The organism is Leptothoe sp. LEGE 181152 (genome assembly GCF_032906605.1).
Lineage (GTDB): Bacteria > Cyanobacteriota > Cyanobacteriia > Phormidesmidales > Phormidesmidaceae > Leptothoe > Leptothoe turfae.
In genome coordinates, this window is sequence record NZ_JASATU010000031.1 from 14,913 (window position 1) to 37,178 (window position 22,266).

Annotated in this window: 21 protein-coding genes; 15 read left to right on the plus strand and 6 right to left on the minus strand. The window is 48.9% G+C overall.

The genetic code is table 11. The annotated features are described in order from the left end of the window. Positions 1-340: 340 nt before the first annotated feature. The 3 genes from hemF to psb29 all read left to right on the plus strand — a co-directional run bounded on the left by hemF (position 341) and on the right by psb29 (position 3,255). Entirely contained in the window at positions 341-1,366 is a 1,026-nt protein-coding gene (gene hemF / locus QGP82_RS16810; RefSeq protein ID WP_163668883.1) for an oxygen-dependent coproporphyrinogen oxidase, read from the plus strand. A gap of 461 nt (positions 1,367-1,827) precedes the next feature. Continuing rightward, positions 1,828-2,190: an STAS domain-containing protein gene (locus QGP82_RS16815; RefSeq protein WP_163668880.1), complete on the plus strand. Its 363-nt coding sequence runs from the start codon at positions 1,828-1,830 to the stop codon at positions 2,188-2,190. Positions 2,191-2,505: 315 nt separating this feature from the next. Then, a complete protein-coding gene (psb29, locus tag QGP82_RS16820) occupies positions 2,506-3,255 on the plus strand; it encodes a photosystem II biogenesis protein Psp29 (RefSeq protein ID WP_163668878.1) in 750 nt (249 codons plus the stop codon). A 23-nt stretch (positions 3,256-3,278) separates the two neighbouring features. On the opposite strand, the gene QGP82_RS16825 is transcribed toward psb29, so the two are convergent. From QGP82_RS16825 to QGP82_RS16835, 3 genes are all read right to left on the minus strand, one after another. Then, positions 3,279-4,796, minus strand: a complete 1,518-nt coding sequence (locus QGP82_RS16825; RefSeq protein ID WP_499060393.1) for a hypothetical protein — start codon at positions 4,794-4,796, stop codon at positions 3,279-3,281. Next, entirely contained in the window at positions 4,756-6,618 is a 1,863-nt protein-coding gene (locus QGP82_RS16830; RefSeq protein ID WP_499060394.1) for a hypothetical protein, read from the minus strand. The genes QGP82_RS16825 and QGP82_RS16830 overlap by 41 nt, the downstream gene beginning before the upstream one ends. 217 nt (positions 6,619-6,835) lie before the next feature. Next, positions 6,836-8,494: an ArnT family glycosyltransferase gene (locus tag QGP82_RS16835; protein WP_163668869.1), complete on the minus strand. Its 1,659-nt coding sequence runs from the start codon at positions 8,492-8,494 to the stop codon at positions 6,836-6,838. Between the two features lie 101 nt (positions 8,495-8,595). Here QGP82_RS16835 and QGP82_RS16840 point away from each other — a divergent pair, with 101 nt between their 5' ends. Together QGP82_RS16840 and QGP82_RS16845 are read left to right on the plus strand one after the other, a co-directional pair. Further along, entirely contained in the window at positions 8,596-10,209 is a 1,614-nt protein-coding gene (locus QGP82_RS16840; protein WP_163668867.1) for a phospholipid carrier-dependent glycosyltransferase, read from the plus strand. Positions 10,210-10,338: 129 nt separating this feature from the next. Beyond that, the gene (locus QGP82_RS16845) at positions 10,339-10,563 is read left to right on the plus strand and encodes a DUF7219 family protein (RefSeq protein ID WP_163671792.1); all 225 of its coding nucleotides are present in this window, start codon (positions 10,339-10,341) and stop codon (positions 10,561-10,563) included. A gap of 3 nt (positions 10,564-10,566) precedes the next feature. Here the strand turns inward: QGP82_RS16845 and wecB are convergent, their stop codons facing one another. After that, entirely contained in the window at positions 10,567-11,682 is a 1,116-nt protein-coding gene (gene wecB, locus QGP82_RS16850) for a non-hydrolyzing UDP-N-acetylglucosamine 2-epimerase (RefSeq protein WP_163701748.1), read from the minus strand. Positions 11,683-11,824: 142 nt separating this feature from the next. On the opposite strand from wecB, the gene QGP82_RS16855 reads away from it, so the two are divergent. Further along, entirely contained in the window at positions 11,825-12,286 is a 462-nt protein-coding gene (locus QGP82_RS16855) for a CRR6 family NdhI maturation factor (RefSeq protein ID WP_499060397.1), read from the plus strand. A gap of 82 nt (positions 12,287-12,368) precedes the next feature. Here the strand turns inward: QGP82_RS16855 and QGP82_RS16860 are convergent, their stop codons facing one another. Both QGP82_RS16860 and QGP82_RS16865 read right to left on the minus strand, forming a co-directional pair. After that, positions 12,369-12,533, minus strand: coding sequence for an element excision factor XisH family protein (locus QGP82_RS16860; protein WP_499060399.1), 165 nt, complete (start codon positions 12,531-12,533; stop codon positions 12,369-12,371). Positions 12,534-12,557: 24 nt separating this feature from the next. Then, positions 12,558-13,061, minus strand: a complete 504-nt coding sequence (locus QGP82_RS16865) for a YxiG-like protein (RefSeq protein WP_490795020.1) — start codon at positions 13,059-13,061, stop codon at positions 12,558-12,560. Positions 13,062-13,255: 194 nt separating this feature from the next. On the opposite strand from QGP82_RS16865, the gene QGP82_RS16870 reads away from it, so the two are divergent. The 9 genes from QGP82_RS16870 (at position 13,256) to QGP82_RS16910 (ending at position 22,188) form a co-directional block, all read left to right on the plus strand. After that, complete coding sequence (locus QGP82_RS16870; protein ID WP_490795021.1) at positions 13,256-14,419, plus strand: F420-0:Gamma-glutamyl ligase; 1,164 nt, start codon at positions 13,256-13,258, stop codon at positions 14,417-14,419. Between the two features lie 24 nt (positions 14,420-14,443). Next, positions 14,444-15,616 carry an N-acetyltransferase gene (locus QGP82_RS16875; protein WP_499060401.1) on the plus strand — a complete coding sequence of 391 codons (1,173 nt, stop codon included), beginning with the start codon at positions 14,444-14,446 and terminating at the stop codon, positions 15,614-15,616. A 3-nt stretch (positions 15,617-15,619) separates the two neighbouring features. Beyond that, complete coding sequence (gene ruvX, locus QGP82_RS16880; protein ID WP_163668856.1) at positions 15,620-16,048, plus strand: Holliday junction resolvase RuvX; 429 nt, start codon at positions 15,620-15,622, stop codon at positions 16,046-16,048. A 33-nt stretch (positions 16,049-16,081) separates the two neighbouring features. Then, positions 16,082-16,666: a DUF3727 domain-containing protein gene (locus tag QGP82_RS16885; protein ID WP_163668854.1), complete on the plus strand. Its 585-nt coding sequence runs from the start codon at positions 16,082-16,084 to the stop codon at positions 16,664-16,666. 62 nt (positions 16,667-16,728) lie between these two features. Then, complete coding sequence (gene mltG, locus QGP82_RS16890) at positions 16,729-17,787, plus strand: endolytic transglycosylase MltG (protein WP_163668852.1); 1,059 nt, start codon at positions 16,729-16,731, stop codon at positions 17,785-17,787. Positions 17,788-17,831: 44 nt separating this feature from the next. Next, a complete protein-coding gene (locus QGP82_RS16895) occupies positions 17,832-18,359 on the plus strand; it encodes a YqeG family HAD IIIA-type phosphatase (RefSeq protein WP_499060403.1) in 528 nt (175 codons plus the stop codon). Positions 18,360-18,486: 127 nt separating this feature from the next. After that, on the plus strand, positions 18,487-19,668 hold the full coding sequence (gene proB, locus QGP82_RS16900; RefSeq protein WP_348918723.1) for a glutamate 5-kinase: 1,182 nt from the start codon (positions 18,487-18,489) through the stop codon (positions 19,666-19,668). 106 nt (positions 19,669-19,774) lie between these two features. Beyond that, the gene (galE, locus tag QGP82_RS16905; protein ID WP_499060406.1) at positions 19,775-20,782 is read left to right on the plus strand and encodes a UDP-glucose 4-epimerase GalE; all 1,008 of its coding nucleotides are present in this window, start codon (positions 19,775-19,777) and stop codon (positions 20,780-20,782) included. Positions 20,783-21,063: 281 nt separating this feature from the next. Further along, positions 21,064-22,188 carry a HetZ-related protein 2 gene (locus QGP82_RS16910; RefSeq protein ID WP_163668845.1) on the plus strand — a complete coding sequence of 375 codons (1,125 nt, stop codon included), beginning with the start codon at positions 21,064-21,066 and terminating at the stop codon, positions 22,186-22,188. Positions 22,189-22,266: the final 78 nt, after the last annotated feature.

The window sequence follows — 22,266 nt, forward strand, 5'->3', positions numbered from 1 at the left end:
CTCGACTATTGTTGAAATGTTGAAACAGAAATACTGATTGTTAAGGGACTCACTAATCAAGACTTGACCACGTAAGTTTTTATATTGAAAGGCATTTTAACCTTGGGTTAACAGTTCAACTATTTGCTGATCTAAGGACAGGGGCGGAAACGAAGGTGTCACACAGCTTTAGGCTTTTGTCAAGGATTGTCACACTGTGTGTCAACTTGGTTTAAAACGTCTCAAATCATGATTCATTATCAGTATTAGCTGCATCCCTAAGTCTTTGACCTCACTGGGCTTCCAACAATGGCAAGCAGCATTAGCCTTAATTAAATTTGTTTTTTAGTTCAAGATCGCCATGGTCATCGCTTCTACGCAGAAGGTATCTAGTCCGGTTGCTCCTCCTAGTGATTCACGCGAGCGTGTAAGCCAAGGGTTTAAAGGGCTGCAAGATCGCATATGTCAGAAGCTGGCTGAGGTTGATGGTGTCGGTCAGTTTATGGAAGACCAGTGGACCCGCCCCGATGGTGGTGGTGGTCGTTCACGGGTGATGAAGCAGGGCGATGTCTTTGAACAAGGCGGTGTGAACTTCTCTGAGGTGTGGGGTGATCGGTTGCCTCCCTCCATCTTGATGCAGCGACCTGAAGCTGAAGGTCATGGCTTTTATGCGACAGGCACTTCAATGGTGTTGCATCCTCGCAATCCCTATGTGCCTACGGTTCACCTCAACTACCGCTATTTTGAAGCTGGCCCAGTTTGGTGGTTTGGTGGTGGTATTGATCTGACTCCCTACTATCCCTTTGAGGAAGATGTGGTGCAGTTCCACCGCACGCTTAAGGAAGCATGCGATCGCAACCATCCTGAGTACTACAATACGTTCAAGCTGTGGTGCGACGAGTATTTCTACCTTAAGCATCGTCAGGAGACTCGCGGTGTTGGCGGTGTGTTCTTTGACTATCAGGACGGCACTGGTGAGCTTTATCGTGGGCCAAAGCCAGAAGGACCTGCTGCCCAGCACAGCAAGCAAGTAGGACAGCCAGCACAGCGCAATTGGGAAGATTTATTCAAGTTTGCCATTGACTGTGGCGATGCATTTTTACCCTCCTACATTCCAATTGTTGAAAAACGTCGCAATACGGAGTATGGAGAGCATCAGCGTAACTTCCAGCTTTATCGCCGTGGTCGTTATGTTGAGTTCAATCTAGTCTATGACCGTGGCACCATTTTTGGCTTACAAACCAACGGTCGTACTGAATCGATTCTGATGTCGTTACCTCCCATGGTGCGCTGGGAATATAGCTATGCACCTGAGTCAGGAACTCCTGAAGCAAAGCTTTACGATACGTTTCTGAAGCCTCAAGACTGGGTTAATTGGGACGCTTAGAAAAGAGACCAAGTCTTTAACATATGACTCCTTCTGAGGATGAGCCAATCTGTGAGTTCTTTGTGAGATACATTGCTCTCAGGTTGGCTTATCTTATTTTTGGGTTTTGTTAACTTTCTGCCATCGCTTTTGGGAATGTTTGGAACTACATGCCCCCTTTACGCATCAATAGATATATAGGGTAAGGTGGGTCATCTTACCTCAAGATTAGGTGTTATTGAGTGCGTAAATATCCTGATGTGGTCTGCATTTTTATGCATACTTGTATGCACGTTATTCTGATCACGCTGTACTTCAATACAGTCAGGCATACTGATATGTCAATAAAAACCCGCAATTTGTCGTAAGCATTTGACATTTCAGTCCTTTCTCCTGATTGTACGGGCATCATGGTACGTATGAGCGCAATTTTCAGTGTGCACGTCAGACATTAGACATTTAGATATGAAGGGCCGGTGACTATGGAGCAAAGAATCGTCAACCCTCCTGAAGGCAATCACAGTATCGTTGTATTTTCACCCCAGGGGCGACTAGACATTACTACAGCTTGGCAATTTCGCTTGAAGCTCCAGGAATGTATTGTCAATACCACTCCCCATATCATCGTTAATCTCGGTCAAGTTAATTTTATTGATAGCTCTGGGTTAACTTCCCTGGTAGCAGGTATGCGCGATGCTGATAAGCTACAAGGGAGCTTTAAGCTGTGTAATGTTCATCCAGAATCGAAGCTGGTCTTTGAAGTGACTATGATGGATTCTGTGTTCGCCATCTACGACAGTGAAGAAGAAGCCATTAAGGCAGCACCTGAACCCATGATTTTTTAGGTGGGTCTTGAGCGGCGAGTCTAAAGCTCGCGACTCATTGGTTACCTGTTCGTTCTGCGCTGGAGTGCAGGCACTCATAGCTCTGATCGTTTTTTCAGAATTGAATCTAAAACGAACACAGGCGTCTCAGCGCCAGTTGATTGAAGCCACACATTAGCAATGATTGCTCGACTTGTCTGTGAGATAAGCCGTTAATTTCGTTAAGGTGGTATAGGCATCCATCACGCAAAATACTATTTCGCCTAGATCATAGGATTCTTGGCAAAAGGTCGTCCGCAGTAGAAAATGATGTCTAACGTTTTATTACCCCCACCTGTGACTAATCTCCGTACGGTTTCCGATACCAAGCGAGCCTTTTACAATTACCACTCTCGTCCAATCAATTCTCTGTATCGGAGAGTGATTGAAGAGCTGATGGTGGAGATGCATCTGCTTTCGGTAAATGTTGATTTTGTTTATAACCCCCTCTATGCCCTGGGTGTGATAACTAGTTTTGATCGGTTCATGGTGGGGTATGAGCCTGAACAGGATAAGGAGTCCATTCTTTCGGCCATCTGTCAGGCAGTGGAGGGTGATCCCCAGCAGTATCGCCAGGATGCTGAGGCCTTGAAATCTGATCTTGCCAACCTATCGCTGGGCGATCTCAATACTCAGCTCGCCAGTGCCAAAACTACGGATGGTAATGGTTTGCAAAACAAGCTTCACGTGGTGGCTACCCAGGCTAGTGCAAAGTACACGCGCTTGATGGCCGTGGGTCTTTACACCCTATTTGAGACCGTTGATCTGTCTGCCCTAGAAGATAAGGACAGCCGCGAAGAGATGCTAAAAACCGCTGCCGAAATGCTGGCATTGCCAGCTGAAAAGGTAGATAAGGACCTGGAGCTCTATCGGAGCAACCTGGACAAAATGGCCCAGGCTCAGGAAGTGATGAAAGATATTTTAGAAGCTGAGCGTAAAAAGCGTGAGCAGCGTGCCCAGGCTAAAGCAGACTCTCCAACGGCAGAGACGGTTGCTCCTCCTGATGTGACCGATACGCCTGATGCGCCTGAGACTGAAGAAGCTTAGGGTTTCCCTTCCTTAATTGTTTGCTAATTGTTTGCTGAAGTTACCCAATAGAGGTAATACTCTTCATTTTGCCAGGCCTTTGTGAATTGCTCGATGGGTTCAACCGTTAGGCCTGGTGTCGGTTCTTCTAATTTTTTGGTAAGCACCAGCAGAATTTTGGGGTGTTCCAGTATGAGCTGCTTCACCTGCCGAATCACTTCTGGATGATCAACCTCATTGCGAACACCCTTGAAAAATAGGGTGTAGCTACCGATGGCCTGACGTTCTGGAAAATAAAATGATCGGCCAAAATAGCCGCTTAAAGATGCCATTTGCGCATCTCGGCTAGCCACGATAAATTCATCTTGGAGATTGGCCTGACGCATGTAGGCAGCAGCAGCTCGACTCGCTGAATAGGGGATGGTGAAATCCATCACAAACATGAAAATACCGCCTAGCAACTGAGCTATCAAAACAGTGGCAAACATGCGGTTAAACCAGCGGTTAGATGTTTGCTGCTGCCTTTCAAGGCTTGGTAAATATTGGGTGATAGCCGTGGTTGGCGGGTAGTAATGAGCTAACCACAAAGCAGCTATTAGGATGAGATAGAAGTTGCCAAAATGCCGAATAGAGTTGGGCATAAACTTGGCGTAGGTAAAGCCTAAAATAATGCCGTTACCAAGCAAATAAAACGCCAGTGGATAGGGCTTTTTCACAAGCTTGAGACACACCAGCCAGCAAGAACCAAGGGCAAGGACGCCACAGACTAATAGATCTAGATACTGCCGACCGTTGGGGATAATCACATAGTAGCCGCCAAAGATACGGCCAATGGCTCGCAGTAAATGACGGATGTCTAACCCAGTGACATAGCCCTCTAAGGCTTGATTAGCGACATAACTGGGGGGCAAGATGAAATGCAGAGCCATGGCGTAGCCCGCTATAATCAACCCGCCGCTGAATAGGATATCTAGCCAGTTACGGCGAAGTTTAGCGTCAAAGACAAGTTCTAGCCCCAGGGTAAGGGCAAGTGCGATCGCAATCAAAAACGCATATACATTAGTATTAGCCAATAGCACCAGCAAGCCTGCCAGGGGCCAATAAGCCCGCTGTCGCTGCGGCCAAAGGGCACAAATAGCGAATAACAGTAGCATGGCCACAGCGTAGTTGCGGGCAATCAGCAGGTGCTCATAGAACGGCAAATAGCCAAAGGTAAACAGCCATTTCTGCCATTGAGTAAAGGGGCTGCATCGCCAAATCAGCAGCACTGAGCCCATGGCCAGGAGCCAATGAAAGACCTGCATGGAGACGGGATGGCCAAACAGGTGATAAAGCATCGCCACCAGCAGGTGCCAAAGACCAGGGTGGGCTCGGTCATAGCGAATATTCTCAACAAAGGCTCCCCAGGATGGACTGTCCCGCGCGATTAGCCAAACGTTCATCTCATCACGCCACATGCTGTGGTTGAGTGTGCCGATTAGACCCAACACAGCAATAATGATGACGGCTGTCCAGGGTGATTTATAGAGGCTGACCAGCTGGCGTGGCAAACGAAGCGTCATGGAGATTATGAGACTTGGGAGCGCCATCAATCATACTGCTAACTGTCGCTGCTATTGTGCTGTTGCTGTCACCTGTTGCTCCAGCACACAGCTGTTGCTCTAGCACACAGGCATTGTTAACTAGCCAAAAGCGCTCTGTCTCTACCACTGTGCAAGACTCAATGCGGGTCCGTAACACACTGGTATTACTATTACTGACCTGTTGCACAACCTTCGCCGTTAATGGCTGATAGTTATTGGCCCAATATTGATGATGGTCTAAATAGTCAGCAGAAAAAGCACCTTTGTTCACCAGCCAAAAATCTATGCCATAGCGATTGCTAAATGTGGTCAGCTCAGTTTTATCACTGGTGTAGTGGGCCTTTAATAAATCAGCCGCTCGCTGTCGGATTTGACGGTAATAGCCCAGATGAAAAGGCGTGGCATATTCAGGGGCGATCAGGGTGGAGCGTCTAGCAAAGGCAGGAATATTATCGGCTTCGTAATCGATGGAGGCGATCAGGGTGTCGTGAGGTTGGGTTTGTAGATATTCATAAATCGGCGCTTCTTGGCCAGCCATGTAGAGGGTTTTGGGAAACTTTTTCAGCAATAGCGGGTAGTAGAAAAATAAGGGCACGACCACGAGCAATATGGCGATTGGGGCCACCAACTTTAGCTGGCGGCGGCGTTTACAAATGGCTGCTAAGATGACGGTCCAGGCGATGGCGGCCAAGATGGGGATAGCTAGCATGATGGAGTGGCTGGTGTAGCGCCCAGGCATATGGAGCTTAAAAGCCTGAGCATAGGCGGCTATAAACCAGACCAAGCTAACCAAAGTCAGCTTAGTAAACACGTGAATGGCGGGACTTATGGCGCTTAATCCTGATGGTGAAAATCTCTTACTCCATCGCATCGGGATTAAAAATAGGGCTGCGACCAGGGTGACTGGCGTAAAAATTGTGCGCTTGAGAATGGCTCCATGGCCCCCAAACAAAACCAACCAGTAGCGGGAGATGCCTTCTCTAAAAAAGGAGTGACGGCCTGTTGGCTGAAATTCTGGTATGGTGTGTGCCTCAGCCATGGTCACCACTGGCCCAAATGCATGGTTGGCCAGTGCATAGGTGGGCAATATGCACAGCGTGGCGAGGATGAATGCTGCGATCGCAATCCTCAGCCGGCCACGATGGACCATTACCCAAGGTTGAGACCACTTGGCAGGCAGGGTTGCCCAATCGACGGCGTGGGCTGCGTACAGCGTTGTTGCAACCACAGCAACCGGCGGATAGAAAAGGGTCAATAAGCCTAAAAAGGCTAAACTCACCAACCACCGTCGTCGCACAAAATAAAACAACAGTGGAATTAACAGCGGATAAATAAACGCTCGCGGCGATGCTGATACGACATCGTCAGTACACCAAATATGCTGACTTAGCATCACCGATGCCATCACTCCAGTGGCGGGAACTGGGAAAATAGCCAGGGTTAAACCGTAGTAATAACCCGCCGCAACCATACCCAGGAACATAGGTATCACCTTGGCAAACCACTCAGGCTGTAAATGTAGGCTGCTAGCAATGCGATAAAACAGCTTATAGCCCACGGGGGTAATAGACTGGAGATAATCAGCAATTAAATCATTGGGAAAAGCATCAGCATCCCGCCAGCGTTCCATCCAAAACAGATAATGTCGGGCGTCATCTTGGATCACGTAATGGGCCGCAAACCCCTTCTGCATAGCTAAATAGCCATAGAAAAAGGCAAAAAAAAGGCTGAACGCCAGCCCAAACCACCACTGTATATCCTTTTGAGGATGCTGCTGCGGACTCAATAATCTAGCCAGCATAGATCAACCGATTGAAGAATAAATAAAACATCGCGTTTGTCCCAAAAAATGCAAAACCCATTACGTCTATGCGGCACCTAGAAAGCAAAAAGCGCAAATGAAATCAATGCGCTCCAACTATCAAGAGCATGCTAATGTCCTGAAGTCTGGTCGCCTATCAATATTTCCCTGAGCTTTGTTGTAAATCCTTAAGCTTTTACAGAGAAAATACGGATCATTACTGAGCAAGAATACGGATTAAGTGCGTTCGCTCAATTTTTCCTAAAGAGTCATAGGGTTTCGTGAGTGTAGGCAATTCATTATCTTCAATCCAGATATAGTCATTGGGACCAATTGCTTCCAGGGTGTCTAATTTTTCCCCTGGGTTGGGGGTATAAAACCTGAGCAGGGTACTGCGTTTGCTGTTGAGTCCAGGGGAAAAACCGACGGCTTCAGTTTGTAAAACAGGTTGAATATCATCCCGAATTAACAGGGCCTTCATGTCAGGATTAATGTTGCCTAAGTCGGCTGTTCCCCAGGCGATTGTTAACCCTAACCAATGCCCTAACAGCAGTAGCACAAGCCAGCTGAGTAATATGGGTTGATTCTGAGACGTGCGAAACCACAGCATGCCAGCAGCCAGCCAGCCAAGCCCCAGGCCGAGAGCAATCGGTGCATAGGGGCGAATGTCATCGGCGCTAGGCAGAATGTCTGTGACAAGTGCCAGACCACCGGCAGCTATCAGTACTGTCCCCAATAGCACCAGTAGACCATTGACAGTTGTCAGCAGGCGTTTGATGGTGATGCTAAGAGAGGGGGTGAGCAATCTCTCCATGGTGTATCCAGTCAGCAGAGCCAGAAATGGATATGTGGGAATGGCATAGTGGGGCAATTTAGTAGACGCAAAGCTCAGTAAACCCAGGTACAGCAGTGGATAAAGTAGCAATAGGGAAATTTGCGGCTGACACACATAGGTAACTTTTGTATGGGTGCGTAAAAACCGTAAACTGAGTAAACCGACTGCTGCCAGGGCAAAAAAGATCCAAAGAAAATCATTGACTAACAGATTGAACAGATAAAACAGTGGCGATTTGGCTCGATCGGTGGTCAACCCCTGACTGACTGGAAAGTTAACAATGGCCTCAATAACGGCCATGTCATAGCGCCGCCAACAGAGCCATAGCCAGGTTGCCGTGGGTAGCAGACCGATCAGCCCCCCTAAATAGAGACTCCATTGCCTTAAGTGGTGTTTGCCCGATAGCAGCATATAGGGTAGCAAACAGGCCATGGGAACAGCGGCCAATGCACTGCGGATGAGAACGGTTATGCCCAGGGTGATGCCTGCTCCGAGGTAACACCAATGCTTGGAGGATGACTGTTGCCTTTCTGCCGCTAGCATGAGCCAGATCGCCAGCAAAATGAGTCCTGTAAACAGAACGTCTGGGGTGGCTAAACGACTGTACTGTAGCCATAGGGGAGCCACACCCAGAGAAAGTGCCCCCAGTAGGGCAGCGGTTGGGTTCAACAGACGGCGGCCAATGCTATATGTGAGCCAAAGGCAGCCAATGCTGGCCAAGACGCTGGGTAGACGTACAGCGACTTCGTGCCGCCCTAACAGCTGAATAAATAAAGCCACAACCCAATAGGGACCAGGGGTTTTATGGTGTGGCGTGGCCCAAGGATGAATCCAATCTCCCGAATCGACAATGACCCTGGCGCGACGGGCGTATAGTCCTTCGTCGTGCGCCATCAGACTCTGGTGATCAAGGTCAAAAAAACCGGCTAATAACAAGGGCACTATCCACACCAAAAGAACGAGCCAGTGCCAGTGCTCTGCTTTAATCAGGGCGTGTAATTTTGGAGTGAGCCAACCAGGTCCCAATTGCCAGCGGGTCATGGGGAGAGGAATATGATAGGGCGTAGTTATTGTGCCACTGTATAGGTTGAATTGTCGTGATTGATCAGTGGCTACTGTGCCACTGTATAGGTTGAATTGTCGTGATTGATCAGGTAAACGCATCCCGTCAGTTAAACCGTTCTACTGCTGTCGGTGCCCTATCTCGAATAGTAAGTCTAGATGGGGTTTGGCTTACCCTAGCGGCTGTTTTACTGTACTGGTGGCGATTAGGCATGCTGCCCCTACGGGACTGGGATGAGGGCACCATTGCCGCTGTTGCCCGAAGTATGGCGGTCAGCGGTGATTGGATTTATCCCACACTCTATGGCGATGCCTATTTGAATAAGCCGCCTCTGGTGGAGTGGTTAATGGCCACGGGGTATCTGGGGGGCGTTTCAGAATGGACATCGCGGTTGTTGCCAGCTCTGGTGAGTGCCCTAGCTATACCGCTGCTGTATTGGGTGGGACGAGAAGTATTCCAGCAGCGGCGACCGGCACTGCTGTCAGCTGGTGTGTTCTTGACGCTTCTACCCGTAGTCCGTCATGGTCGCCTGGCCATGCGAGATGGGGTGGCGGTGACGCTATTTTTGCTGTTACTGCTGTGGGGGTTAAAGGCGCGCAAGCGACCGGCATATGCCCTGGGTGTTGGTGTTTGTCTGGGGCTAATTGCACTAACCAAGGGGATTTTAGTGATTCTGCTGGGCGTAATCGCCCTGGTGTTTTTTGCTATACAGTTTTTTGCTATACAGACTGTGGGGTTGGGGCGACAATCTGCCAGCCACTGGTTGCTACGTAATCCTTATTTATGGCTAGGTCTAGGTTTAGGCAGTTTGCCAGTTTTACTGTGGTATGGTGCTCAGCTGCTACGCTACGGCAATGTTTACTGGCAAGGGCACTTTGTTTCTCAGTCCTTTGAACGAGTGACCTCGGCAATTGAAGATCACCAGCAGCAGCCCTGGTATTACCTATTAGAAATGCTGAAATATGGCTTTCCCTGGCTGATGTTTTGGCCTGGCGGTGTGTGCTTAGCCTGGCGACAGCGTAATCGCCCTTGGGGACAGCTGGTTTTGGTGGGCACTGCGATATATCTGGGGGCTATCTCTCTAATGGGTACCAAGCTACCCTGGTACATCATGCCGCTATATCCGTTTGTGGCTCTAGCCATTGGTGCCTATTTGCATCATGCCTGGGAAAAATCGCCCCGTTGGGCGATTGGTCTTTTGGCCTTAATTAGTGTGGTTGCCCTGGGTGGTGGTGTTTACTTGGGCGTGGCCGATCAGCAACCAACGCTGATCGCCATTGGTATTGTCTTAGGGATGAGTGCGGGTTGGACAGGTTTGCAGCTATGGCGACGACGGGCACGGTGGTGCTTGACCCTGATGGCAGGCCTATACCTGACGCTGTTGCTATTGATGGGGTCTGATTTTTGGCTGTGGGAGCTAAATGAGGCCTATGCAGTTAAGCCAGTGGCAGCGATGGTGAAACAGCATGTTCCGCCTGAAGCTGAGGTGGTAACGACGTTTAGCTATGGGCGACCGAGTCTAAATTTTTATTGCGATCGCAACATCCCTACCCTATCGGGTCAACCTTTGCTTGATCGCTGGCAGGATAATCTTTACGTTCTTGCTGAAGTCCATCATTTAGATACACTGCCCCCGTACCACGAAATTGGCCGTACCGACGACATGGTACTTGTGCAACCAATGATCCAGTAACCTTTAGAATATACGCCGATATCTGAAGCCATTGGTATGATCATTAGATGTATAGGCATCTGTCAACTGCCCTAATCAGAGGACCTTCCGTTGGTTGATGAACCTAACGAACAAAAGCAAGACTTTATTATGCCCCGTGCTTCTTACCATGGGGAGTTTTCGCCTGAACGGATGGTATTCAATGCTAATTTGCAAGAGTTTGCCACCCGAATTTCACTGATTTGCAATCTAGAAACAGGGGGCAAAATCTCGTCTGAAGAGGCCTACCAGCAGATTAAAAGACTGTGGAAAGAATTAAAGTCATCTAAAAAGAGTTTGTTAGATGAAGCCCAGAAACGTGGGGAAGGCTCCTAGTTTTTAGCGGTTGAAATAAGCCAATACTGCTTGGACGATGCGTTCTGATGCCTTACCATCCCCAAATGGGTTAATGGCTCGGGCCATGGCATCGTAAGCCGCTGGCTCCCTTAGTAACTTTGCTGCTTCGCCAGTAATCATCTCTGGGTCGGTGCCTACGAGTTTGGCTGTGCCCGCTTCCGCCGCTTCAGGTCGCTCCGTTGTTTCCCGCAAGACAAGAACAGGTTTCCCAAGGCCAGGGGCTTCTTCCTGTAATCCACCAGAATCCGTCATCAGTAGATAACACCGTTGCATGGCTCCCACGAGCTGGCCGTAGTCCAGCGGCTCCACCAAAAATGTGCGAGGGTGGTGATCGAGGGCCGCCTTTAAGGGCTCTCTTACCGTTGGGTTGCGGTGCAACGGCAGTAGCAACGCCGTATCCTCGAATTTGTCTAATACTTGTAGAAATCCCCTGGCAATATCCTGTAGCGGCTCCCCCCAGTTCTCTCGACGATGTACGGTGGCTAGAATGACGCGATGGGCTGTCCAATCTAGCCCAGGGACATCACAGGCAGGAGCCTTAGAGGCCACGGTCTGTAGGGCATCAATAACGGTATTGCCAGTCTTAAGAACAGTACCGCTGACGCCCGAGGCTGCTAGATTGGCCACCGATTTGTCAGTCGGTGGAAAATGCAACGTTGTGATCTGGGAGACCAAGCGACGATTGGCCTCTTCAGGAAACGGATTAAGAATATTGTCAGTGCGTAGTCCGGCCTCCACATGCCCCACGGGAATCTTCTGATAGAACGCAGCGAGAGCGGCGGCAAAAGCAGTGGTTGTATCCCCCTGCACCAGCACGATGTGAGGCTGTAGTTCTTTAAAAAGTGTTTGTAAGCCTTGCAAACTGCGACAGGTAATGTCTGACAGGGTTTGCTTAGGCTGCATGATATTCAGATCCCGATCAGCCTGAAGCCCAAATAGCTGCATGACCTGGTCCACCATCTCCCGATGTTGCCCCGTGAGTACAACCTGAGTGTCAAAATCTGGTGTTTTCTGAAACTGTTGAATCACTGGGGCCAGTTTAATTGCCTCAGGGCGTGTTCCCAGGGTGATACAGACGCGAATAGGAGATGTGGTCATCGGCATAAAAACATATATATCGTGCAGTATGGTCTGGAAACGGAGGTCGTAGTCAAGACCCGGCTGACCCCCTAGTAAAGTCTTCCACAGCAAGGCACACTGTAATCTGTTTCATCTGCTTCACTGTTTTATCTCCCCCACCATGCCTCAATCCATTGTTATCGATGCTGCGCACCTTCAGACTTTGGACCTGACAGTGGCCCAAAGTACCTTGAGTCAAGTTGACTGGAAAACCGACTTTAAACTGAGTTTTGCTATCGATTATCCCCGCGAGGCCAATGACCCCCGCGAGCTGTCTGAGCTTCCTGAAGTACGGCTATGGTTTATTCGGCTCGATAGTCAATATCCCTGGCTACCCCTGTTTCTAGATGTTGAGTCGGGTGAGTTGGGCCGGTATGCAGCCATGCTAGTGCCCCATCAGTTCAGCCCCTTAGATGGCATTCGCTATAACCCAGAAGCTCTAGAGATTTTTGTGATGGGCAAAGTGTTTACCATTGCCCAATGGCTCAAGGATAACCAAATTGATGGCATCGAAAAACTCAAACTGATGGTACGTACTCTTGGGTATGAGCTGGATGATGGCCTATTTGAGCTATTGCAGTAGATGTGTTGAGTCGCGTCATCCTGGCCCAGGAAATCGATATATTCCTGAAGTAGTTTTTCGATAATAGGTCGATACTTGGCTGCTAAGGAATCCACTGCAAGACTTGCTCCTGGTTAGCATCGAACCCTAGGTCAACGTATAGGCGTTTGCGGGTCAAACGAATGACCAATGGGTCGTGGGTAATGGCCCAGCCATCGTTGCTCAAAGACTGTTTAGCATTGTCATGGTAGAAGTCTTTAGCTGGCATTTGGGGATATTTCCCTAGAATGGCTCACCATTGGCTATTTTGGGGCAGTGGAACAGTTACAGCTGAGATTTGTTCGATATTATCGTTCAGCTTTCGTGCAAAAGCATCGTGATAGATAATGCGAATAAAAAAACGGTCGGTTTCAAGAGTGCATTCGTAAAATTCCTGACCAATGCGTAATGCCCACTCTTTTGCTAACGTTGATGGCTCAATAATTGTCAGGCCTGGATAAGCATTCGACCAGTTTGTGCCCCAAACATAGCCGTCAGGCTGACCCGATGCATTCCAGCTTATGCTATCGATGAATTCGTCTCCCCACGATTGCGACCAGACTTGATCGTTGACCCTGGTTTCACAATCAGCACGAACACAATGTGTAAAGCACAATTCGTATTCACCTGGATTATTGCCCAAACAATCTTGAATGTGAAATAAGTAATCACGTCCGTGGGAAGCCCATCCATGGCCAATTAAGGCAAAATCAATTGGTGAAAATATCTGTAAAAGCTTATTGACTGGGTTCATCATGTGAAAAAGATTGGCTAGGTTAATGACTCAGCTCCAATGAGTACTTTGAATGCTATTCAGTTATTTAGCCAATTGCTTCAGACCCGAGAGTACGATACAAATCTTACGGATGTATAAAGTAAATCCTAAGTTGGGTTTATGGCTGCACCACTCATAATAGATAGCCATGGTTATGGCAGAGGAGCAACCCACTAATGGCAGGCATTTTGGGCACGCTGGCGATATTGCTAGTCTTGGCAGTTTGGTTACTGATTGAACGGCAGTATCAGAGTCGCCCTGGCAATCAGTTAGAGCTGGAATCTGGCAAGTGGACAATTACTACGCGAGAGCCTCAGCACTATGTCATTGAGGGTGAACCTTCGCTGATTAATCTGACGCGCACCTTAGAAATTATGGTGCCGGAGATTTCCATCGAGACAGAGCTACTGTCAGGAGCCAGCTTGGATGGCATCACGGTCAAAGCAAAGCTGGTATCGGATCACGAAGATGCTCCTGCTAGGCCCGATAACTATTGGTTTGCCTATATTGTCAAAACCGCTAAATCCACAGGGTTGAAGATTAAAATAGATATCCAGGGGCCTGATTTGTCTAAACTTAAGGCCCTGTGGATCAAGGTGCACTATCTCACCTATGGACCCGAAGGTCGGATTCCCAAAATGGGCAATGTGGTGGTGCCCCTGAAGTACCCTGACCCCGATGCTCCTCAAAACTGGCGGTCTACACCAAAAGCAGACGTGTTGCCGATTCCCACCCATTTGCTGGGTCCCCTGGACAGCCCGATTGATACGGTTAAGCGCTATGTGGAGCCCTTTGCTAAGCCTGGGGACATTGTCACCATCGGTGAAACACCTGTGGCGATTATGCAAGGGCGTTGGCGGCATCCCAGTGACATCAAACCGGGCTGGGTAGCGAAGCGGATTTGCTATTTCTTTATGCCCACATCGAGTCTGGCGACGGCCTGTGGTATGCAAACCCTGGTAGATCTGGTGGGACCATGGCGAGTGGTGTATGCCTTTGTGGTGGGTGCGATCGCAAAGAAGTTCTTAGGTCGTGCTGGCATGTTTTACGTACTTGCAGGTGAGCAGGCCCGCTTGATTGATGATGTCACCGGCACCTTACCCCCCTATGACCAGTTCATTGTGCTGGGTCCAGACAACCCTGAAAAAATTGTTCAAGATATTTATGACGTAACTGGCCTGAAAGCGGCCATTGTCGATGTCAATGATTTGAAAGCGGTTAAGATATTAGCAGCAACACCTGGCACTGACGTAGACTTGATAACGAGTGCTCTGCTCGATAATCCGGCTGGTAACGCTGATGAACAGACTCCTGTAGTCTTAATTCATCCCAAATCCTAGGGATTTTGTCCATATTTTGGTCCTATGACACCCGTTAACTCCTCTGACTCCATTGCGGTTCGTCCCGTACATTTTCGTGACTCAGAAAAGCTGATGCCCAATGGCGGCTCAGAGGTGGTTACCTGTGGCGCATTTACCAAAAATCAGCCTGTACTCGACTCGGGACATGTATTTGGCAAAGAGGCTTGGCAGCGTTTATCTCGTCTGGTAAATCCTCTACAGCCCAAGACCATTACCTTTGCTGCTGGCTGTAAACATACTACCCAGGGTGTGATTCAGGTTTCGCCATTTAACTCTACACGCAGCACCTGGCGGATTGACCAGGTGATGGTGAAAGCGTCCTCTGATGAGGTACTAACCCTGAACTTAGACTTGGCCAGTTTGCTGCTGCGCCACTGCTTTGAAACCATTGTTGAGGCCCACACCTGGATCAGTGAAACCAGTATCCAAGATAAGTTCGGGCTAGCCCTCTATCGCCAAAATGGGTTCCAGCCCCTGGCCTATGTCACCTACTGGTCCATAGACGCAGAGCAAATTACCAGTCTGGCGGAAAATGAGCCAGATTTACCCAATCTATTGCCGGTCAGCAACGCTGATGCCCAGCTGATTTACCACCTGGAAACAGCGTCGATGCCACCTCAGTTGCGTCAGGTGTTTGATCACCAGATTCAGGACTTTCGGACGCGCTCCATTGCTGGTGTGAGAGCCCAAGTGCAGCGTTGGCTAGGTCAGTCTGAGTCAGTTTCAGCCTACGTATTTGAACCCCAGCGGAAGGCGGCCATTGGCTACTTTAGTCTGCGTCTCTCCCAGGATACTGAGCAACCGAATCGGGCAAAACTCACCGTCCATCCTGCCTACACTTGGCTATATCCAGAGCTCATGGCTCAAATGGCTCAAGTGTTGCAAGGGGCATCCAACCAAACCCTACAGCTGGCCTCTTTGGACTATCAGCCTGAGCGCGAAAGTTATTTGCGGGAAATTGAGGCCACAGAAGTAGGTCACACAGTGATGATGTCCCGTTCTGTATGGCATAAGGTACGTGAGTCAAAGGCTGTTTCCATTGAGGGTTTACAGGATGTTTTGCAGGGATTACAGCCCTCTGGTAAAGCGATTCCAAGTCGCTTTTTTTGGGATGCCGCTAATTCTGGTTTGAGACGCCCAGCCAGGGATGACTCTTCGGGTGGGACAGCGGGTTAACGCATGATTTCTGTCTTGGGATTAGATATTGGTAGCAGGCGGATTGGTGTAGCTGGTTGCGATCGCACAGGCCTAATTGCTACGGGGTTAACCACCATTGAAAACAAGTCTTTTGTCTATGTGACTGAACAACTCAGGCAACTTGTTCGTCAGCGTGAGGCCACCCTGCTAGTGGTGGGATTGCCCTACACCTTGGATGGGACAAAGGGAGCCCAGGCTAAGCGGGTACAAAAATTCACTAAGCGTTTAGCTAAGGCTTTGAGTTTGCCCGTGGCTTATGTAGATGAGCGGCTTACATCAGTGGAAGCAGAGCAGCAGCTGCAAGCAGAGCGCCGCCCCATTGAAAAAAATAAGGGCCTAATAGACCGTCGAGCGGCTGCTATTATTTTGCAGCAGTGGCTAGACAGCTCTCGGGCTGATCGCCCTTCTTAGTTAGGGCCTCTGCCCAATGATCCACAACCACGCATGGCAAATTTGAATCACAACTCCAATCAAAATTCTGACCCGTCTCCTGATTTCCAACAGGGAGGCCAGCCCATTGTGACCCTCACTGATGAGGGCGGTCATACCCTCGCTTGTTACGTTGAAAAATCCATTACCCTCAGTAATTCTGGCCAAGAGTATTTACTACTGCTCCCTGTTTCTGCCCCGATCGAGATTTTTAGCTGGCAGGATAACGATGATACCTTGGCGGATATTGAGGATGAGGAGATTGATCCGCTCTTTCCCAGTGCCCGTGCAGTTTTAGCTGAGTTAGACTTGACCTTGCAGCGTAGTGCTTATACGCTGACAGCCGTAGGTAATATCCCTGATGCAGAAGACGAAAGTTGTTTCGCATTAGAGGTCGATGATGGGGGGGCAACGGACAATTTTCAAATGCTGGCGCAGTTTTATCATCGCGATCAGCGTTATGTGACCTGTACACCTCTAGAGCCCTTACTTTTCTTTGCCTACCGCACTGATGCTGATACGGTGATGTTGCTATCCCCTGAAGAGTTTCAGCGGTTGCAACCCCAAATTGAAGATCAGCTTTTTGAGGGCTTAGATTAGGCATCTACAGTTGAACGTACCAAACAATTCTGAACCTGGTCCATGGCCTGTCTAAACGAATTATGGGTTGTTTAAAACGACTATTTTATGTTGGCATTTTCCCGGTTGCCTTAGGTGTGGCCGCTTGGCAAGGGTGGTCATGGTGGAGCTGGGCCAATAGCCCTGTATTGGCGAGAGACGATGAACAGCCAATACAGTTGCAGATTCCATCGGGCACTGCCGCTCAGCAAATTGGCCAAGACTTAGAAGCAGCTGGCTTAATCCGCTCTACTACTGCCTGGAAAGTCTGGAATCGTCTTCAGGAATTTCAAAATCGCGAAGGAGGTCTACAGGCGGGGACCTATTCGCTATCTCCCACCCAATCCATGTCGGAGATTGCCGACCAAATCTGGACTGGTGATGTGGTACAAACCAGCTTTACAATTCCGGAAGGCTGGAATCGTACTCAGATGGCGCAAGCTTTAGAGGCACAAGGTCTGGTCAGTGCTGATGACTTTTTGCGGTCTACTGAAGAAATTCCCTATGCCCAGTTTCCCTGGCTGCCTCAGGGGTTGCCCCATCTGGAAGGGTATCTCTATCCAGATACCTATCAGCTACCCAGCGAGCAAATGGATGCTGATAGCATTGTTGATGTGATGCTGCTGCGCTTTGAACAGGTCGCTCTGCCTGTGTATCAGCAAGGAACCAGCCCCTATTCTCTGGATGAGTGGGTAAACTTAGCTAGCATCGTTGAAAAAGAATCTGTGGTGCCTGAGGAACGGGATACGATTGCCGGAGTATTTGCTCGACGGCTGCGGGAAGGTATCAGTCTGGGATCTGATCCAACGGTGGAATATGGTCTGGGGGTGACTCAAACACCAGAAAGACCACTAACCTTGACCCAAGTCAATACCCCCAACCCTTACAATACCTATCGTAACTTAGGACTTCCTCCAACTCCGATCGCCAGCCCTGGCATTGCCAGTTTAGAAGCTGCCTTAAATCCGCCGGATACGGAGTTTCTCTACTTTGTTGCTCGCTATGACGGTACCCATGTGTTTAGCCGTTCTTTAGCAGAACATGAGCGGGCCCAGGGTGAGATTCGCGATCGCGTTGATGCCCAGTTAGGGGATGATCTTTAAGCACTATTAACCAGGGCAGGCACAAGACCTGCCCCTACCTAACCATGACGCCTTGGGGTCGCCTCCTACAACCTGACCTTGCCCTTGATGCTTCTGTCCTGGGCCTTACTCCTGAGCTGATTCAGCAGCATCAACTCAAAGGACTGATTCTTGATGTAGATGAAACCTTGGTGCCGTTTCAGCAAAGTCAGCCTCTAGAAGAGGTACGTCAGTGGCTGCAACAGATGCAAACGTTAGTGCCAGTGGTGCTGGTCAGTAATAATTTGAGCCATAGCCGCATTAGACGGATTGCGGAAACCTTGGAAGTGCCATTTTATACGAGTGCAGGTAAGCCGTCCCGACGTAAGCTGCGTCAAGCCGCAGAGCTAATGAAACTGCCTCACCATGAAATTGCCATGGTGGGCGATCGGTTATTCACCGATGTCTTAGGGGGCAATCGCCTAGGTTTGTTTACGGTTTTGGTAGAACCCATGGTGGACCCCATGGCGGCAAATTCCCCAAAACAATGTCTGCGTAATGCTGAGATTTGGCTATCTAAGCGTCTTGGTGTGGTGCTGGCTGACCACACTTAATTTCTCGTTTGAGATCTAAAAAAAATATTAGGTCAGCCAGCTTGTCAGAGGTTGATTGTGACGGCCTTGCATTGGAATTTTGTATGACAATAGGCTCTGTTACTAGTTCCCACCTTCATCGATTTCTGTGACTATATCGCCTTCTGCTAACGCTCAGACTTCTCAAACCATTGTGGTCAAGATTGGTACGTCTAGCCTCACTTCGGCTAATGGTCAGCTAGCCCTATCGGTGCTTGCTCGTTTAGTAGAAACACTTTGTCAACTAAATCGCCAAGGTCATCGAGTCATTCTGGTTTCTTCTGGAGCTGTGGGTGTAGGGTGTGCGCGACTGGGGCTGACAGAGCGACCTAAATCCATTGAGCAGAAGCAGGCGGTGGCTGCCGTGGGTCAGGGGCGGTTGATGCGAGTGTATGACGACCTATTTACCGTGTTAGATCAGCCCATTGCCCAGGTGTTGCTAACCCGCAGTGATTTAATGCAGCGGGCGCGCTATGTGAATAGTTATCACACCTTTCAGCAGCTGTTTAACTTAAATGTCATTCCCATTGTGAATGAAAACGACACGGTGGCCGTGGACGAACTAAAATTTGGCGATAATGATACGCTGTCAGCTCTAGTGGCGAGTTTGGTGGGAGCCCAGTGGTTATTTTTACTAACGGATGTGGACCGGCTATATTCTGCTGACCCCCGGGCCAATCCTGATGCTGAACCGATTACCTGGGTACAGCATTTAGGGGATTTAGATATTGACGTCGGTGATCGTGGCTCTGCGTGGGGAACTGGGGGCATGATTACTAAATTGGAAGCGGCTCGCATCGCCACCAGTGCCGGTATTCGCATGGCCATCACCAATGGTCAGACCCCGGAAAATATTCTCAAAATTTTGGCCGGTGCTCCCCTGGGAACTCAGTTTGCCCCTAAGCCGAATCCTTCAAATGCTCGCAAACGTTGGATTGCCAATGGACTACGTCCCAGCGGTCTGCTTTATTTAGACGCTGGGGCAGTTCGGGCGATTAGTAAAGATGGAAAATCATTGCTTTCTGCCGGAATTGTCGAAATTGAAGGTGATTTTCAGGCCCAGGATGCGGTCGTGCTTTGCGATCGCAACGGTCAAGAGATTGCCCGTGGTCTTGTGAACTATAATCACCATGACCTTCAGCAGATTCGCGGACGTCGTTCTAGTGAAATTTCTATGATCTTGGGCTATGACGGTGCTGAGACAGTTGTGCATCGGGATAACTTAGTGCTCAATCCTGATGCTGTGGGATCTGATATGAAACCTATGGTAGAAGGTGAATATTCCCATTAAATTGGGCTCTATCTATTAACTCTAGGGGCAGCTGGAGGAGCTCTCTCTCTCCAGGTCGTTTGGCTATTTTCATGGTTATACCTATCTAACTTTACGAATTCCTCATATGAGTAGCACAAACACCTCAACTCCAACGATATTGGTAACCGGTGGTGCCGGTTATATTGGCTCCCACGCCGTGCTTGCCCTAGAGCAGGCTGGTTATCAGGTTGTTATTTTAGATAGCCTTGAATATGGTCACCAAGAGCTAGTTGAGCAGCATCTCAATGCCAAGCTAATAAAAGGTAATACAACCGATCGAGCATTACTGGATCAGGTATTTACGCAATACAAGTTTGCGGCTGTCATGCACTTTGCTGCTTATATCGCAGTGGGTGAATCGGTGACAGCGCCAGCCGACTACTATTGCAACAATGTCTATGGCACCCTAAATCTGCTACAGGCTATGGAAGCGGCTGGGGTGAAACGATTTGTCTTTTCGTCCACCTGTGCCATTTACGGTCCTCCTAAGACGGTGCCTATTCCAGAAGACCATCCGAAAAATCCCATTAGCCCCTATGCCAGTAGCAAGCTCATGGTGGAGATGATGCTAAAGGATTTCCAAAAGGCCTATGGCTTACAATCCGTATGTTTTCGCTATTTCAATGCTGCTGGCGCAGATCCCCAAGGTCGTCTGGGCGAAGATCATAATCCTGAAACCCATTTAATCCCGTTGGTACTGCAAACGGCTTTGGGTAAACGTGATCATATTTCGATTTATGGCACCGACTATCCGACCCGTGACGGTACCTGTATTCGCGATTATATCCACGTTGCTGATCTGGCGAATGCCCATGTGAAAGGGGTGCAGTATCTTATAGATGGCGGCGAAACAACCTTTATTAATTTGGGTAACGGCAGTGGGTTTACCGTCAGAGAAGTGATTGAAGCAGCTCGCCAGGTGACTGGGCATCCGATTCCTGCTGTGGAATGTGAGCGCCGCCCTGGGGACCCTCCCAGCCTGATTGGTAGTAGTGATCATGCCCGTGAACGCCTGGGTTGGGTACCCCAGTACGCTGATCTAGAAATAATTATTGGCCATGCTTGGCAATGGCATCAGAAGCGCCATGGTTAACTATGAAATGCTAACCTGGGTTGTCTCTTTAACCTTTCCGGAATAAATTTACACAGGCTGTACTGATAAAAAGTATTCTGATCGGTAGTTGGGCTGACAGTTCTAGACTTGATCAGGATGCTTTACCGGGTAGCAGCCTTAAAGGAAAATACACTAATAGGGAAAAGTGATTGTATCCGGATAAATCGAGGGATTGAGTGCACTAGAATGAGCAAATCATTCATCAATCCTTTCCCGTGGCATTTTGCTTGGGGTTTCTCTAATCAGCAGCAGGCGCACGCATGGCAGTGGCAACTACAATCGTAAATCAATGGCAGCAACGGATTCAGTCCGATTTGCCCGATCAAAGCCACGATACCCATATAGCAATTACCCAGTGGCTCTGCGGTGAAGACACTGATCGATTTGAGGCGCTTTCTCACAAGGATCTATCCATTGCCACTCAGGCCATGGATTATCGCTATCGTATTTTTTATAAAACCTACTGGGGATTACCCCCTGATCGGGCTTATCAAACCCTGATGCGGAAGCTGGGTGGCTTGTTTTTAGTCCGTAGCAAAATCCGTACCTGGATTGCCCTCAGTCGTGATCGACAGCGTCAGGTTAAGGACGTTCTGCAAGAAATTATTCAGGAGATGTTGCAAAGCGATCGTCATCTTCAACAGCAGATGAGGTGGATCGGTGAGTGTACAAAGCGGCCTCAGCTTCGTAATTTGCTGACCATGGCAACGATTGAGGAGTATTGTCTGCGGCCAATTCGTAACCAGCCTCTAATTGTTTATCGCTTTGTTAACTATCTGAGACGTTCCCAGCGCGGGGGAATGACCCAAGTTCCTGGAGCGCAGCTAATTCAGCTAATTTCAGAGGAAATTGGGACAGATGATACTGAAAGTACTATCAGCCTGTTTGATGTGCAAGCTGTGAGTACCTATGAGCAGCAACAGGACTTTGAAGCAACCCAGCGGGCACGCCAGTCAGTTAAAGATAGCTTTACAGACTATCTGCAAGAAACCTTGGGAGATACGGCGACCCAATGGCTAGAGCTGCATTTGCAGGGGTATACCCAAGACAACATTGCTAAGCAGCTAAAAATGTCGATCAATCAGGTGTATCGACTACGGGAAAAAATTAGTTATCACGCGATCCGTATTTTTACCCTGAAAGAACAGCCAGAATTGGTGCTGGGATGGTTAAAAACCACATTGTCTGAGCATGACTTAGGTTTAACCTCTAGTCAATGGCAAACCTATTGGCAAACGTTAGAACCTTCTCAGCAGCAGCTACTGGCCGAACTGAAGCAGGGCAGTGATATCGATGCGATCGCACAAAAGCTAGGGTGCAGACCTAAACAAGTCATGAGTGAATGGGCTAAGCTTTACCTAGCTGCCCAAGATTTACGAACCTAGCCAATCCCAGGCTCTTTGAAGGTTGTCTTTGGGCAACAGGCGTGGGTGTCTCATGGGCAGGTTATCTCATTCACATGA